The following is a 14,899-nucleotide window of genomic DNA, read 5'->3' on the forward strand; positions in this document are numbered from 1 at the left end:
TCAGGGGAAGGCGTTCGATCGGACGATGCCGAGCACCAGCGGGACGACGGCGAGGAGGAGGAACGCGGGAAGGGTGCAGACGGCGAGCGGAAGCAGCAGCCGCGTCGACAGCCGCGCTGCGGCCGTTCGCCCCTCGGTGCGCGCGCGGTGGCGGGCGAGCCACGCGTCGCCGCGGAGCAGCTCGACGGCGGGGACACCCGCCCGGGTCGCCAGATCGAGCGTCCGCTGCACGGCCGCTGTCGCCTGATCGTCCTCCCCGACGTCGGCGAGGCCGCCCATAAGCGCGCTCGCGCGGTCGACCGACACTCCCGCCGACAGCGCGACGGCCCACAGCTCGGGCTCCAGACCCGGAATGCGTGCGGCCGGGCGAGCTCGGCGCGCGAGCGCTCTCGTCCAGAGTCGCGCCCCGACCATGAGGAGGCCCCCGATGACCAGGCACGGCGGTCCGAGGGGATCGGTGACGAGGATGCTCACGGGGTCGAACCCCATCGCGTACCCCATCGGCACCCCGAGCACCGGCAACCAGCCGAGCAGCCGGGCGGTCGAGGTGGGCTCGGCCAGCGCGACGGCCACATCGGCCGACACCTCCGAGACATCGCGCAGCGCCACGACGGCCCCGCGCAGCGTCTCGGCAAAGGGAGCTCCGGTCTCGACCGCGACGCTCCAGATCGCCCCGACCCCGATCCACCAGCCGCCCTCGGCGACCAGCACGGGTCCGACGTCGACGCCGCGTCGCGCGGCATCCGCTGCGGCGTTCACGACGGCACCGCCTCCGGCTGCGAGGTGCGACCACGCCGCCACCGGTGCAGCGCCCCCGGCCATGAGCGTCGCCAACCGCGCGACGGTCTCGATCGCGTCGTCGTCGCCCGCGGCCGGACGGGCGGAGGGCCGTGTCACTCCCACTCCCGCGCCTCGATCAGCAGTCGACCGTCGCGAATCGCGGGTCGCCCCCATGCCGCGACACGGCGGCGCCCGGCGACACGCTCCACGTGCACGATCGCCGCAATCGCCCCCGCCGTCTGCCGTGCCACCGCCCCGGCATCCATCCCCGCGAGAGCGCCCAGGGCCTCGAGCCGGGGCGCGACGTCGACGAGGCTGTTGGCATGGAGCGTGCCGGCTCCCCCGTCGTGGCCGGTGTTCAACGCGAGCAGCAGCTCGCGCACCTCTTCGCCGCGCACCTCGCCGATCACGAGCCGGTCGGGCCTCATGCGCAGCGCCTCGCGCACGAGACGCGACACGGGGATGCCTCCGACGCCTTCGATGTTGGCCTGGCGCGCTTCGAGAGCGACGTGATGGGGGTGCGCTGGTCGCAGCTCGGCGACCTCCTCGATCGTCACGATCCGTTCGGTGTCGGCAACGCAGCCCAGGAGAGCGGCGAGGAGAGTGGTCTTCCCGGCCCCCGTCGCGCCGACGATCAGCAGGTTGTCGCGCCGAGCGACGAGTCCCTCGAGCCGGCCCCTCTGCGCGGCGTCGAACATGCCGGCACCTTCGAGCCTCGCCATGTCGGGTGCGGACCACACCGGCACGCGCACCGAGATGCACGTCCCGGTCGCGGCGACGGGCGCGAGCACCGCGTGCACGCGCACCCCTCGCGCCCACCTCACATCGACGCAGGGAGAGGCGTCGTCGAGGTGCCGCCCTCCGCGCGCGATGAGGCGGACGGCGAGTCGTCGCACCTCCGCCTCGCTGGCCCGCCACGACGGCACGCGGACGATGCCGTCTCCGCGGTCGACGAAGAGGCCCCGTTCGCCGTTGACGAAGAGATCGGTGACAGTGGGGTCGTCGAGGAACGGGCGGAGGAACGCCAGCGCCGCGTCGTCGCGATCCGCGTCCGTCGCGTCGACGACGGACGGAGCGGGGAGGGAGGGAATCGACATGACGACGACCGTAGGGACCGGTCGACCGCGCCCGCTGACCGGATCGGTCGATCGGTGGAGAGACGGAGCGATGAGTCATCTGGGGAGGAACCCCGCGCCTCGTCGCGCGGGAGGACCGTCCGAAAATGAAGGGGGCGGCATCCCTACAGTGGGGGGCGAGGGATGCCGCCACGCGCCGGGGAAAATTGGGGGGCTCCCCCGACGCGGTGCCGGAAGCGATGTTCGGGCGGTAGACAGCGTACGCGCGCCGGAGGGCGCCACCAACTTTCCAGACGTATGCAACGCGATATATCAGTTGTTTCCCTGCTGCGCCGACCGATCACCGCGATGCCAACTATCGGAGGTGGCCCGTGTCGGAGGGTGTCGCTAGCGTGACCGACGTGACGACGCTGCGCATGGGCGCCGGCGTCCGTGAACGCGAAGGAGCGCCGCGATGAGCAGCCAGATCGACCACCTCCTCAACGAGACCCGCCGTTTCGCCCCGTCGGCCGCATTCGCCGACGCCGCGATCGGCGACCGGGCGCTCTACGAGCGCGCCGCCGCCGACCGCGAGGGCTTCTGGGCCGACCAGGCGCGGGAGCTGCATTGGCACACGCCCTTCACGAAGGTGCTCGACTGGTCGAATCCGCCCTTCGCCGAGTGGTTCGCCGACGGCGAGCTCAACGTCGCCTACAACTGCCTCGACCGCCACGTCGACGCCGGCAACGGCGACCGGATCGCCTTGCGTTGGGAGGGCGAGCCGGGAGACACCCGCAACGTGACGTACGCCGAACTCACCGACGAGGTGAAGCGTCTGGCGAACGTGCTCACCGATCTCGGCGTCGAGAAGGGCGACCGCGTCGCGCTGTACCTGCCGATGATCCCCGAGGCGATCTCGTCGATGCTCGCGGTCGCCCGCATCGGCGCGGTGCACTCCGTCGTCTTCGGCGGATTCTCGGCCGACAGCCTGCGCGCGCGCATCGACGACGCGGGGGCGAAGGTCGTCATCACGGCCGACGGCGGCTGGCGCAAGGGAAAGGTGTCACCGCTCAAGCCCGCGGTCGACCAGGCCCTGGCCGATCGCAACGGGTCGGGCGTCCAAGAGACGGTCGAGCACGTCGTCGTGGTCAAGCGCGGCGGCAACGAGGTCGAGTGGACCGATGAGCGCGACCTGTGGTGGCATGACGTCGTGCCCCAGGCATCCGGCGAGCACGAGGCCGAGGCCTTCCCGTCCGAGACCCCGCTGTTCATCCTCTACACCTCCGGCACGACGGGAAAGCCCAAGGGCATCCTGCACACCTCGGGCGGATACCTGACGCAGGCGGCGTTCACGAACCGGGTGGTGCACGACGTCCACCCCGAGACCGACGTGTACTGGTGCACCGCCGACATCGGCTGGATCACCGGGCACACCTACGTCACCTACGGTCCCCTCGCCAACGGCGCCACACAGCTCCTCTACGAAGGCACCCCCGACACCCCGCACCCGGGTCGCTGGTGGGAGCTCATCGAGAAGCACAAGGTGTCGATCTTCTACACCGCGCCGACGGCGATCCGTTCCTTCATGAAGATCGGTCGCGACGTGCCGCAGAAGTTCGATCTGTCGTCGCTGCGCCTGCTCGGCTCGGTCGGTGAGCCCATCAACCCCGAGGCGTGGGTCTGGTACCGAGAGATCATCGGCGCCGACGAGACGCCGATCGTCGACACCTGGTGGCAGACCGAGACCGGCGCCATCATGATCTCCGCGCTGCCGGGCGTCACCGAGACGAAGCCGGGCTCGGCGCAGGTGCCCGTGCCCGGCATCTCGATCGCCGTCGTCGACGACGCGGGCGAACCGGTCGGCAACGGCAGCGGAGGACTCCTCGTGGTCACCGAACCCTGGCCGAGCATGCTGCGCGGCATCTGGGGCGACCCCGACCGCTACCGCGAGACGTACTGGGAGAAGTTCGCCGACAAGGGCTACTACTTCGCCGGCGACGGCGCCCGCCTCGACGACGACGGCGACGTGTGGCTGCTCGGCCGCGTCGACGACGTCATGAACGTCTCGGGGCACCGCCTCTCGACCGCCGAGATCGAGTCGGCCCTGGTCGGTCACGAGGGCGTCGCCGAGGCGGCCGTGGTCGGCGCGAGCGACGAGACCACGGGTCAGGCGGTCGTCGCCTTCGTCATCATCAAGAGCCGCTACCTCAAGCAGAACCCCGTCGAGGGGCTCGGCGACGAGCTGCGCAAGTGGGTCGGCCAGCAGATCGGCCCGATCGCCCGCCCGCGCGACGTCTACATCGTGGGAGAACTGCCCAAGACGCGCTCGGGCAAGATCATGCGCCGCCTCCTCCGCGACGTCGCCGAAGGCCGCGAGGTCGGCGACACCACGACCCTCGCCGACACCGCCGTCATGAGCGTCATCAGCGCCCAGGTGAAGTGAGGAAGATCCCGGATGCCGTGATCCATGGCATCCGGGATCTTCAACGTTCGAAAAGCACGGGGAGCGGCCGTCGAGCTAGGTACTGTGGTGTCGGGAATCGACATTCGAGGGGGACGAGGATGGCGGATCGCATCCGGATCGATTTTGGCCGCGTCAGCCAGACCGTCGAGACGCTTCGCAGCGCGTCGTCACGCATGGGCGCAGAACTCGATCAGCTGGACGCACAGCTCGCTGCCATGGAGAGTGGTTGGCAGGGCGAGGCGCGTGAGGCGTACTCCCTCGCGCGGACGCGGTGGGAAGAGCAGATGCGCGCCATGCAGGCTCTGCTCGACGGCTGCGCCGAAGTGCTCCTACGGACCGGGACGGCGATCGCCGACGCCGAGTCGGCGCTCGCACGTTCATTCTGACCGCCTTCCCCCTCCTCCCGCGAGTGGCTGCACCCGCAATCGGTCGCGGCGATGGGTTGCGCACGTAGACTGCGACCGTGATTTTCGGCAAGCGTAAGCGCGAGGAGGCTCTGCGCGAACGGGCCCAGCTCCGAGCGGAGATGGAGGGCAGCGGGTGGGCCTGGTTCGCCAGCCAGCCCGCACCTCCGTACGAGCTGCGCGAGGCAGCTCTGCGCGGCATCCGCCGCAACGACATCTGGACGGTTGCGGTGATCGACGTCGCCGAGGGGTCCGTCGCCGGGCACCGCTGTCGCGCGGGCCGCCTGATCGGGTACGAATACGGCACGACGAACAGCGGCATTCCGCACGGAGATCGGCGGGAGACGAACGCGGTGTGGATCGATCTGCCTGCGCCTCTCCCCGAAATCAGACTGGTCGACGCTGCATCGACGCAGAAGGACTACGGGCTCCCACTTCCGCCGCTGGGTCCCGGGCGCACGGCTGACGGCCGTTGGACCGTCGAGGGATTCGTGCCTTCCTTCGCCGAGGACCTTCTGACACCGCAGACCCTCGATGTGCTCGCAGAGATGGTTTCCGTGAGCGCCGTGGTCATTCGCGCCGGCGTCGTGCTCGCCTACGGCTTCGAGCCCTACGACGCAGGCCACATCCGCAGCGTCGCGACGACGCTTGCGGGCGTGATCGAATCCGTCCCCGAACGCGCATGGGGTCGCGCCGATCCCCTGGTCGCGGGCACGGGGGTCTTCCCGCGTCGTCTCGAGGGTGGTGCCGGACTCTCCCTCGGCCAGCGCCTCATCCGCCCGGACTGGAAGGGGTACGGCCTCGAGGGCAAGGTGCCATGGCAGGAGGCGCCCGACGCTCAGAAGCACGTCACGATGTCGCGCCAACAAGCCATCGACGTCTGGGACGTTCCACCCGGCACGCCGACTGGTGTGTATGTGGGCACGCGGTCGGGAGGCTCGCACCTTCCGACGGTCGCGTCCACGATGGGCGGCGAGCGGTAGACGACGGCGCGCCACCGCGCGATGTCACTGCTGGCGCGCAGCTTCCGTATCATCCAGGGCTGCCAGAGGGCCCCGCAATCCACCCGTGACCTCTGCCACGAGTGCAGCAGAAGCCTCGGAGTGGCCGGTCTCGTCGACCGCAGCGATCAAATTGCCCTCCAGATCGAGCAGCGCCTCGCGGATCGTCGTCGAGACGAGCCGTCCCAGGACCTGTGGGCCCAGCGCGGCTCCTCGCGGCGTGATCTGCAGATCGGTCAGAAGGCCCCGGGCCGACACCGTCGCCGTGACTTCGCCGAGGTAGGACGAGGCTGTGCCCCGCGCCGCGTCCATCGCCCGCTGAGCGGCCAGGATCTCTTCTCCGCGTGCGCGCGCAGCGGCGTACTGCGCCTCACGCAGGGCGAGGCGCTCCCGCGTGGGCTGCGGTACCCCTGAGGAGTCGCCGGGGCCGCTCACGACTCGGCCCCCGCTTCGGTGGACTTCGTGATGCCGCTGTTGATGCCCTTCACGGCGTTGACGAGATCGACGGACTGGACGCTGACCAACACGTCGACCTTTCTGTCGAGGGTGCCTTTGATGGTGCCCGCGTTGATCTCGAACTTGCGTCCGAACTGCGTGAACGTCTCGACGATGTCCTGTATTCGGCGCATGACCTCCTGGATCTTCTCCACCCATCGCGCGACCTGGGGTACGCGTTGGGCGATCTTCGCGCTGCACTGGGCGACGACGGCCGGCAGGCCGACGCCCACGGTCGCCATGGCGATGACGACCGCCTGGATGAGCTGACCGACCAGATCAGCGATGATGCCCTTCACGATCTCGTACACGACTTGCACGACGGAAGCCGCGAGACGCAGTCCGTTGGCGTTGCTGTGGGCGGCGTCGGCCAACGAGCGCATGAGGGTCGTCAAGCCGTTGGCGACGGTCTCGTAGCCGGTGGCCGCCGCGCCCTCCCACGACTCGCGCAACCCGGCGAGCGCGCGGTCGCGATCGTCGGCGATCGCGGTGAGCGCCTCCCCCACGTTGTCCCAGGTCCCGCCGAGCGCACGCACCATCTCCGGACTCCCGGTGAGGAGTTCGAGTTCTTCATGCAGCGGGCTCATGTAGTCGAGGAGGAACGCCGCGCACGACGATACGAGCGTGGCAATGGGGTTCGCGATGACGCCGACGACGTCGAGAGCCGATCCGGCGACGTCGATCACGCCCGAGGTGATATTGCCGTTACCGAAGTCGCGAACACTGTCGGCGATTCCTCCCGCGATGGGAATCGCCCCGAGGATGGCTTCCCCGCTCGCTCCGCTCTCATAGGTGGGCGCGACGAGCAGGGACATCAGATGACCTTCGCGATCTCGGAGGCGAGCACGTCGTCGAGGAGGGCGTAGGCGCTCCCCGCTGCTGAGACGGCGGTCGCCTCTGCGGACAAAGCGAGCTTGAGTGCGCCCAGCCCCGCAACCGTGGTCGCTTGCTGCGTGCCGACGACGGGTACGAGGAAAGAGCACAGCAGCCCGAAAGCCTCGGGCGAGAGAGAGACCGCTTGCAGCGCCGCAACCGCCGCCGCGTCGAACCTCTCCGCCGAACCGTGAAGAGCGGACGCGTGCGCGTGCAACGCGTCGGCCTGGACATCGAGATCTGTCATCAGCGATTCTCCTCGTCTGTGATCCCGTCGACCGCTTGAACACGACGGAAAAGCTCGTCCAACTGCGCCGAGAAGTCAACGGTCTGCTGGGGGAGGTAAGGCTGCAGGATGGCCGCCTGCAAAGGCTCGGCCTGACGCTTGACGTCGTCGATCGCACGCTCCGTCGCAGTGAGGATCGCCTCCGCGATCGAGCGACCATCCGAGCGAGAGACCCCGGCGGACAGAGTCACCCCCGTCACGATGCCCTGGTGATCGACCGTCACCGTCGCCTCGTCATCTTCGCTGCTTCCCACCCCGGTGAGAGCGGCGAGCTCCCCCGACAGGTTCTCCGCGACGTCGGATAGCTCCTTGGCTTTTTCCAACTGACCGGCGATCGCGATCAGCATCTGCGCGGCGTCGTTCATTCGAGCCCTCCCCCCGGTTATTGGCTCGGCCCGATGCTATCGAACCTCATGCCGCGCACGGGGAGGGTCCGGCTCACCGGCGTCGGGCGTCGACCACTTCCTGCGCCCGTGCGACGACGAACGCCAGGAGGGCGCGCACGGCCGGGAAGATGCCCGCCACCCAGATGACGGATGCCACCGCGTCGCCGACGTAGTGCACGCCGATGTACACCACCGACAGCATCATCGCCGCGACCAGCACGACGCCCACTCCGATCGCTAGGGCGCGCCAGCGGGTCGCCCACGACACGCAGATCAGCGCCGCGGCGAAAGCGGCGACGAACGCGACGTGGCCGCTCGGGAACGACGGGTCGGCCGTCGTCCCGACGGCGTTCACCACCTGCTCCGACAGGCCGGGGCGAGGCCGCTCGACGACGAGCTTGATCGCTTCGGCCGAGCCCCAGGTGAGCGCGATCGTCCCGACGAACGCGAGGGCCGCCTGCCACCGACGCGTGGCGAAGCCGACGACCGCCGTCGCCACGACCATGATCCCGGCCGCCGAGACCGGTTTGACCGCACGATAAAACCCCTCCGCGATTGCACCGAGGGCACCGAGGTGCGAGCGGTGCACGACACGGGAGAGCCCGACGTCGAGCGGCACGAGCCGCAGGAGGAAGCCGACAGCGACGAGCACGAGCACGGTCGCCACGGCGGTGAGCACCAGCCGACGCGGGTGGGCGGCGGGGGCCAGGAAGGGGTTCGAGGCGGCGGCGGACGACGCGCCCGGCACGACGGAGGTGGTCATGAGCACGAATGATCCTCCCCGCCACTTCAGAATCCGCCGTGACCGGCGACCGGCGGCACGACGAAGGGGGCGCCCCGACACGCGGGACGCCCCCTTCGATCCGGATGCCGAGGAGTCGGCATCCGGAATTCCGCTCACGCGACCGAGAAGACCACCTCGACCTCGACGGGGCTGTCGAGCGGGAGCACCGGCACTCCCACCGCGGAGCGCGCGTGCGCCCCGGCCTCGCCGAAGACTTCGCCGAGGAACTCGCTCGCACCGTTGATGACGCCGGGCTGCCCGGTGAATTCGGGGACGGATGCCACGAAGCCGGTCAACTTCAGCACACCGGTGAGGTTGTCGACGCCTCCCACGAGCGCGGCGGCCGCCGCGATGGCGTTCAGCGCGCACTGACGGGCGTAGGTCTTGGCATCCGCGGGGCTGACGAGCCCGTCGGTCTCGCCGACCTTGCCGGTGGCGGGGAGTGCACCCTGCACCATCGGAAGCTGGCCCGAGGTGTAGACGAGGTCGCCGTGGCGCTTCGCCGGGATGTACGACGCCACGGGCGGCACGACCGCGGGCACCTCGACGCCCAGAGCGGCCAGACGCTCCGAGACGGTCACTGCTGCCCCTCGAACTGCTTGGCGGCGGTCTCGGCGGCACCGAGACCCGCGTTCGCTGCGCCTCCGCCCGTGGGGCGCTTGAGGTAGGCGACGAGTCCGCCCTCGGGGCCGGTCACCACCTGCACGAGCTCCCAGCCCTGCTTGCCCCAGTTGTTGAGGATCGCGGCGGTGTTGTGGATCAGCAGCGGCGTGGTGAGGTACTCCCACGTGATCATCTCGGGCTCCCGGAGGTTGCTCGGAGCGCGCAGCATCTGCGCGCGGGGGCGGACGCGTACGCGCGCAGGGCTCACCTTCGAGGCATCGCCCAGCAACGTCGCTTATCCTCAAGCCTATGCCCGAGAACAAACGAACGGCTAGCGGTGCCCTCGGCGGCATCGTCGGCCTCGTCGGCCTGAGCGCGGTCGCCGGACTCCTCGTCACCGCTGCCGTGACGCCCGCCATCGCCGTTTCCGGCGCGGCGGCCTCCAGCGCCATCACGATCTTCGACAACATGCCGAGCTACCTGCAGCCCGACGAGCTGATGCAGCCGACGACGCTGATGGCCGGCGACCAGGTCCTGGCCAAGTTCTACGACCAGAACCGCTCCCCGGTCACCTTCGACCAAGTCAACCCGGTCATGTACGACGCGATCCTCTCCTCCGAGGACCCGCGCTACTACCAGCACGGTGGTGTCGACCTCATCGGTACGACCCGTGCACTGCTCAGCAACGCCTCGGGCGGCGAGACGCAGGGTGGATCCTCGATCAGCCAGCAGTACGTCAAGAACGTGCTCGTGCAGCGTTGCGAGCGCGACGCCCGCGCGATCCCCGCCGTGGAGGCGACGGACAGCACCCCGGCGGTCGAAGCCAAGAGCCGCGACGAAGTTCTGCAGGCGTGCGCGCTCGAGGCCATCCAGTCGGACGGTGCCGCGGGCTACCAGCGCAAGCTGCAGGAGATGCGCTACGCGGTGCAGCTCGAGAAGGAGTACACGAAGGATCAGATCCTCCTCGGGTACCTCAACATCGCCAACTTCGGCGGAACCACGTACGGCATCGACGCCGCCGCGCGGTACTACTTCAACACCCCCGCCGCGAACCTGACCGTCGGACAGTCCGCGATCCTCGCCGGCATGGTGCAGAACCCCAACCGCTTCCGCATCGACCTGCCCACCGGCAGCATCAGCGACGGCGAGACCGCCTACAACAAGGCTCCCGACGGCTCGATCGACGACGTCGACCAGGGCACCATCCAGGCGCTGTACACGCTGCGCGACAACGGCGAGATCACGCAGGACCAGCTGGTCGCCGCCGCCGACGGCTACAGCGAGACCAAGGGCCGCCAGCTCTACGTGCTGAGCCGCATGGAGGCCGACGGCAAGATCACCCACGAGCAGTACGTGTCGTTCGCGATCGAGCCGATCACCCCGGCGATCACCCCGACGACCCAGGGCTGCGCCGCCTCGGCCGCCCCGTACTTCTGCCAGTACGTGGTCTCGACGATCCTGAACTCCCCCGCGTTCGGCGAGGGAACCGACGACCGCGTCAACGCGCTGCGTCAGGACGGTCTGACGATCCAGACGACGCTCGACTGGAACGTGCAGAACGCCGCTCAAGAGACCATGAGCGAGAACGCGCCGACCAACCTCGACCCGGCCCGCTACGACAACCTGAAGTTCGGTGCCACCGCCGTCAGCCTCGAGGCCAAGACCGGTCGCCTGCTCGCCCTCGCGCAGAACACGAAGTTCACGCAGGATCCGACCCTCGCCGACTCCGACCCCTCGTACAGCTCGATCGTCTTCGCCGGCGATTCCGACAACGGCGGATCGATCGGTTTCAGCGCCGGATCGACGTTCAAGCTGTTCACCCTCATCGACTGGCTCGAGAAGGGGCACTCGCTCAACGAGACGCTGAACGGTCGCCTGCAGCCCGTCCCCAACATGAAGAACTCGTGCCAGGGTCCGTGGGTCAACACCACGAAGTACACGATCAACAACTTCAACGAGAGCCGCGGCTACGTGGGAACGCCGATGATGTTCACGCGCGACTCGCTGAACACGGGCTACCTCGCCATGGCCGCCGAGCTCGACCTCTGCGACATCGCCAACGTCGTGAAGAAGATGGGCGTGAAGACGGGCGACGGCAAGGAGATCTTGATGGCGAACGCCAACGAGGTCATCGGTAGCGACAACATCTCGCCGATCGCCATGGCCGGCGCCTTCTCGACGGTCGCCAACGGCGGCACGCGCTGCCCCGCGAAGGTCATCGACAAGGTGACCGCGGCCGACGGCTCCGAGCGCCCCATCCCCGACCAGCAGTGCGAGACCGCACTGACGCCCGAGATCGCGGCGACCGCCGCGTACGCCCTCCAGGGCGTCATGCAGGGTGGCGGAACGGGTTCGCAGGCCAACCCCGGCGACGGCACCCCCGTGCTCGGTAAGACCGGTACGCACGAGGCCCACGAGACCTGGATGATCGAGTCGTCGACCAACGTCACGACCGCGGTCTGGGTCGGCAACTGGGACGGCGGCACCGTCAGCCTCTTCCAGAAGTTCGCCAACGGCCTGCAGCTCAGCGACATGCGCTACCGACTCGCACGTGACGTGCAGCGCGCGGCCGACGACGTCTACGGCGGCGACCGCTTCCCCGACCCCGCGAGCAACCTGCTGCGCACGCAGCAGCGCGACCTCCCGAACGTGGTCGGCCAGAGCATCGACAGCGCGACCTCGACGTTGCAGAACGCCGGCTTCCGCGTGACGGTCGGAGACCCGATCGATTCCGAGCTCGGCGGCGACCGCGTGGCCGCGCAGAACCCCGGTGGCGGCTCCGCCCCCGCCGGTTCGCAGATCACCCTGAGCCCCGGCAACGGAAAGGGCGGCACCGTCCCCGACGTGATCGGCCGCAGCATCAACGCCGCGCAGAACGATCTCAAGAACGCCGGTTTCACCAACTTCTCGATCGGCGACTGCAAGAAGAGCGACAAGGCCCCCGACGGCGGCCAGGTCACCGCCAGCAACCCCGCCGGCGGCACCGCGGCCAACAAGGACACCCCGGTCGTGCTGAACGTCAGCGCGAAGGACTGCCCGTGAGCCGCGCCTCCCGCGTCGCCGCCCTCGCGCCCCTCGGGGTCGCGGGGGCGGCCGCTGTCGGGGCGGCCGTCTGGGGCATGGGCGTCGAGCGCTACCTGTTCACGGTGCGCTACCACGCCCTGCGCGTGCTTCCGAAGGGCGCGGAACCGATCCGCGTCCTGCACGTCTCCGACGCGCACATGGCGCCCTGGCAGCACCGCAAGCAGGAGTGGATGGCGCGCCTGGCCGACCTTTCGCCCGACCTCGTCGTGAACACGGGAGACAATCTCGGTCATCGCGATGGGCTCACCGGCATCCGGACCGCCTTCGCCGCCCTGCGCGGCGTCCCCGGACTCGTCGTGCACGGCTCGAACGACTACCAGGAACCCGCGCCGCGCAATCCGCTGCGCTACTTCCTCGGACCGTCCGGGCACGTTCCGGCTCACAAGCACCTCGACATCGATGCCCTCGATCGGTTCTTCACCGCCGACCTCGGGTGGAAGGTCCTCGACGACACGGCCGTCTCGCTCGAGGTGAAGGGCACGCGGATCACGGCCTTCGGCGTGAACGACGCGCACCGCAACTGGGATCGGCCCGAGCTCATCCCCCCGGTCGTCTCGAGACTGGATGCCGGCGACCTCACCCTCGGTGTGATGCACGCCCCCTACCGGCGCACCCTCGACGCCTTCACCTCGTTCGGCGCCGACGTGCTACTGGCCGGGCACACCCACGGCGGACAGGTGCGCATCCCCTTCAGCAGCAAGGCGCTGGTGTCGAACTGCGACCTGCCCCTCGACCAGGCGCGCGGTCTGAGCGAGTGGACGCACGACGGGCGAACGGTGCCGTTGAACGTCAGCGCGGGTCTCGGACACTCCATCTACGCCCCCGTGCGCTTCGCGTGCCGGCCGGAGGCCACTCTGCTGACGCTGCTGCCTCGCTGACCGCTTCTGCACAGCACCAGAACGGACCGATCCCTCCACGGATCGGTCCGTTCTCGCATCGGCGGCGATCGCCCCTCACGCAAGATCGAGTCTCTTCCAATCGAAGGGACTCGCATGCAGCACTCACCACCTCCGTCACGGCGCCGTCGGGCGGCGTTCGCCGCCGCCGTCGCCGTACTTCTCGGCGCCGTCGGCTTCGCGCCCGCCGCGCACGCCGCCGACCAGGGCACCGGTTTCGGCACCTGGGCGCCGTTGTCGTCCACGGGTTGGCACGGATCGATGCGCGTCGGCGACGTGCACACGTACTGCATCCACCCGGGGCTTCCGGTGGCGACCGGTGACACGACCGACCACGGCGAATCCTCCGACGTGAACGGCCTCAGCCCCCAGCAGCTGGTCTCGATCAACCACCTCGTCGGCACCTACGGTCAGACCGACGACCCGGTGCAGGCGGCGAGTGTCGGCTGGGCGGTCAAGGCGATCGTCGACCGCGACACCACCCTGCATTCGTGGGGCTACACCGGCGACGATCTGCGCGGCGCCATCGACCACATCATGCGGCGGGCCAGCCCCGAGAACAACGTCGCGGTCCAGAACCTCGCTCGGACCTACCTCGCTGAGGCCGAGGCGATGGCGGTCCCGCGCGTCGGCGGAACGCTGACCCTCACCACGCAGGCAGACGACCCCACGCGCGGCACGGTGACCGCCGACGTCGACCCCACGGCGTCGGGCACGCTGCGGCTCGAGAACGCCGTGTTCGCCGACACGGGCGCCGCGGAGCGATCGGGGGTCGTGGGAGGCATCGTCTACCCGATCTCCGCCCCGGTTCCCGCCGCGAACGACGGACGACCCTATGCGGTCCGCGCGACGGGGACGTTCACCGTCGAGACCGCCGCGATCCGTTCGTACACCACCCCCGATCAGCAGCAATCAGCCGGGCCCGCACGCCCCACGACCTTCGAGCTGACCGCCGAAGACGCCACCACGCGCCCCGTGCGCTTCGCGCCGCACATCTCCACCTCGGCGCACCTGCAGGACGGACGATTCGTCGACGAGGTCGCCGTCGAGAGCGACGAGCCGTGGCCGCGTCTCGAGGACGGCTCGTTCGTCGTCATCTCGGCCACGGCCGACGTGTTCGCGACCAGCTCGTTCCCGGCCGAATCCGACGAGATCCCCGCGGGGCTGGACCCCGTCGCGCACCTCGAGCTCCGCACCGATCCGGCCACGGGAGGCGGCGTCTACCGGGTGCAGAGCGACCCCCTTCCCGGCCCCGGCGTGTACACCGCCGTCTGGCGCATCGATCGCGGCGCCCAGGATGCCGAGACCATGGAGCACCTCTCTCCCGGCTTCGTCTTCGTCGAGAGGTTCGCCTCCTCCTCGCAGACGACGCAGTGGGGGGATCCTCCCCCGGTGCGGGTCGACCCGACCCCCGCGGCGAGCACACCGCCGCCCGTGACGTCGAGTCCGCCCGCGTCGACTCCGGCCGCCCTCGCCGCGACCGGGATGTCGGCGGCGGCGATCGGAGGAACCGGCGGGATCGCGGCCGTCGTCCTGGCGATGGGGATCGCCGCGTGGGGCATCGCGCGGAGACGAGGCACTCCGCGCACCTGATCCCGCACGAACGGCCTCGATCATGACGCGCCCGGGTCCTGCCGTGGTTCGGAGCATCCGCTTCGACAGGGTAGACTTTTCAAGTTGCAACGGGGTGTGGCGCAGCTTGGTAGCGCGCGTCGTTCGGGACGACGAGGCCGCAGGTTCAAATCCTGTCACCCCGACCACAACACAGAAGGCCCTCCGCGGGATCGC

General features: G+C 69.6%; 15 protein-coding genes and 1 tRNA gene. 7 read left to right on the forward strand and 9 right to left on the reverse strand.

All coding sequences use genetic code 11. The annotated features are described in order from the left end of the window. Together RWH43_RS13040 and RWH43_RS13045 are read right to left on the reverse strand one after the other, a co-directional pair. Positions 1-897 carry a type II secretion system F family protein gene (locus RWH43_RS13040; RefSeq protein WP_316001702.1) on the reverse strand — a complete coding sequence of 299 codons (897 nt, stop codon included), beginning with the start codon at positions 895-897 and terminating at the stop codon, positions 1-3. Beyond that, positions 894-1,877 (reverse strand): TadA family conjugal transfer-associated ATPase, encoded by a 984-nt coding sequence (locus RWH43_RS13045; protein ID WP_144833009.1) that lies wholly within the window; start codon positions 1,875-1,877, stop codon positions 894-896. The genes RWH43_RS13040 and RWH43_RS13045 overlap by 4 nt, the downstream gene beginning before the upstream one ends. Positions 1,878-2,310: 433 nt before the next feature. Between RWH43_RS13045 and acs the strand changes: the two genes are divergently transcribed. The 3 genes from acs (at position 2,311) to RWH43_RS13060 (ending at position 5,686) form a co-directional block, all read left to right on the forward strand. Next, positions 2,311-4,278 (forward strand): acetate--CoA ligase, encoded by a 1,968-nt coding sequence (acs, locus tag RWH43_RS13050; protein WP_144833007.1) that lies wholly within the window; start codon positions 2,311-2,313, stop codon positions 4,276-4,278. Between the two features lie 119 nt (positions 4,279-4,397). Beyond that, complete coding sequence (locus RWH43_RS13055) at positions 4,398-4,685, forward strand: WXG100 family type VII secretion target (protein ID WP_144833005.1); 288 nt, start codon at positions 4,398-4,400, stop codon at positions 4,683-4,685. 77 nt (positions 4,686-4,762) lie between these two features. Then, the gene (locus RWH43_RS13060) at positions 4,763-5,686 is read left to right on the forward strand and encodes a hypothetical protein (protein ID WP_144833003.1); all 924 of its coding nucleotides are present in this window, start codon (positions 4,763-4,765) and stop codon (positions 5,684-5,686) included. A gap of 24 nt (positions 5,687-5,710) precedes the next feature. Here RWH43_RS13060 and RWH43_RS13065 read toward each other — a convergent pair whose 3' ends face one another. The 7 genes from RWH43_RS13065 to sp36 form a co-directional block, all read right to left on the reverse strand. Continuing rightward, entirely contained in the window at positions 5,711-6,139 is a 429-nt protein-coding gene (locus tag RWH43_RS13065; protein ID WP_144833001.1) for a YbaB/EbfC family nucleoid-associated protein, read from the reverse strand. Then, positions 6,136-7,014: a WXG100 family type VII secretion target gene (locus RWH43_RS13070; RefSeq protein ID WP_144832999.1), complete on the reverse strand. Its 879-nt coding sequence runs from the start codon at positions 7,012-7,014 to the stop codon at positions 6,136-6,138. Before RWH43_RS13070 ends, RWH43_RS13065 begins: the two co-directional genes overlap by 4 nt. Then, a complete protein-coding gene (locus tag RWH43_RS13075; protein ID WP_144832997.1) occupies positions 7,014-7,319 on the reverse strand; it encodes a hypothetical protein in 306 nt (101 codons plus the stop codon). Before RWH43_RS13075 ends, RWH43_RS13070 begins: the two co-directional genes overlap by 1 nt. Then, on the reverse strand, positions 7,319-7,723 hold the full coding sequence (locus RWH43_RS13080) for a YbaB/EbfC family nucleoid-associated protein (protein ID WP_144832995.1): 405 nt from the start codon (positions 7,721-7,723) through the stop codon (positions 7,319-7,321). Before RWH43_RS13080 ends, RWH43_RS13075 begins: the two co-directional genes overlap by 1 nt. Before the next feature lie 73 nt (positions 7,724-7,796). Then, positions 7,797-8,507 (reverse strand): phosphatase PAP2 family protein, encoded by a 711-nt coding sequence (locus RWH43_RS13085; protein ID WP_144832993.1) that lies wholly within the window; start codon positions 8,505-8,507, stop codon positions 7,797-7,799. A 134-nt stretch (positions 8,508-8,641) separates the two neighbouring features. Continuing rightward, positions 8,642-9,109 (reverse strand): RidA family protein, encoded by a 468-nt coding sequence (locus tag RWH43_RS13090; protein ID WP_144832991.1) that lies wholly within the window; start codon positions 9,107-9,109, stop codon positions 8,642-8,644. Then, positions 9,106-9,324, reverse strand: a complete 219-nt coding sequence (gene sp36, locus RWH43_RS13095) for a Sp36 family protein (protein WP_144833146.1) — start codon at positions 9,322-9,324, stop codon at positions 9,106-9,108. Before sp36 ends, RWH43_RS13090 begins: the two co-directional genes overlap by 4 nt. Positions 9,325-9,440: 116 nt before the next feature. Between sp36 and RWH43_RS13100 the strand changes: the two genes are divergently transcribed. The 4 genes from RWH43_RS13100 to RWH43_RS13115 all read left to right on the forward strand — a co-directional run bounded on the left by RWH43_RS13100 (position 9,441) and on the right by RWH43_RS13115 (position 14,871). After that, on the forward strand, positions 9,441-12,173 hold the full coding sequence (locus RWH43_RS13100) for a transglycosylase domain-containing protein (protein ID WP_230705156.1): 2,733 nt from the start codon (positions 9,441-9,443) through the stop codon (positions 12,171-12,173). Beyond that, a complete protein-coding gene (locus RWH43_RS13105) occupies positions 12,170-13,093 on the forward strand; it encodes a metallophosphoesterase (RefSeq protein ID WP_316001703.1) in 924 nt (307 codons plus the stop codon). Before RWH43_RS13100 ends, RWH43_RS13105 begins: the two co-directional genes overlap by 4 nt. Positions 13,094-13,207: 114 nt before the next feature. Then, positions 13,208-14,704: a hypothetical protein gene (locus RWH43_RS13110; protein WP_316001704.1), complete on the forward strand. Its 1,497-nt coding sequence runs from the start codon at positions 13,208-13,210 to the stop codon at positions 14,702-14,704. Positions 14,705-14,794: 90 nt separating this feature from the next. Continuing rightward, a tRNA-Pro gene (locus RWH43_RS13115) sits at positions 14,795-14,871 on the forward strand. Positions 14,872-14,899 lie beyond the last annotated feature (28 nt).

The organism is Microbacterium algihabitans, assembly GCF_032464975.1.
GTDB lineage: Bacteria > Actinomycetota > Actinomycetes > Actinomycetales > Microbacteriaceae > Microbacterium > Microbacterium algihabitans.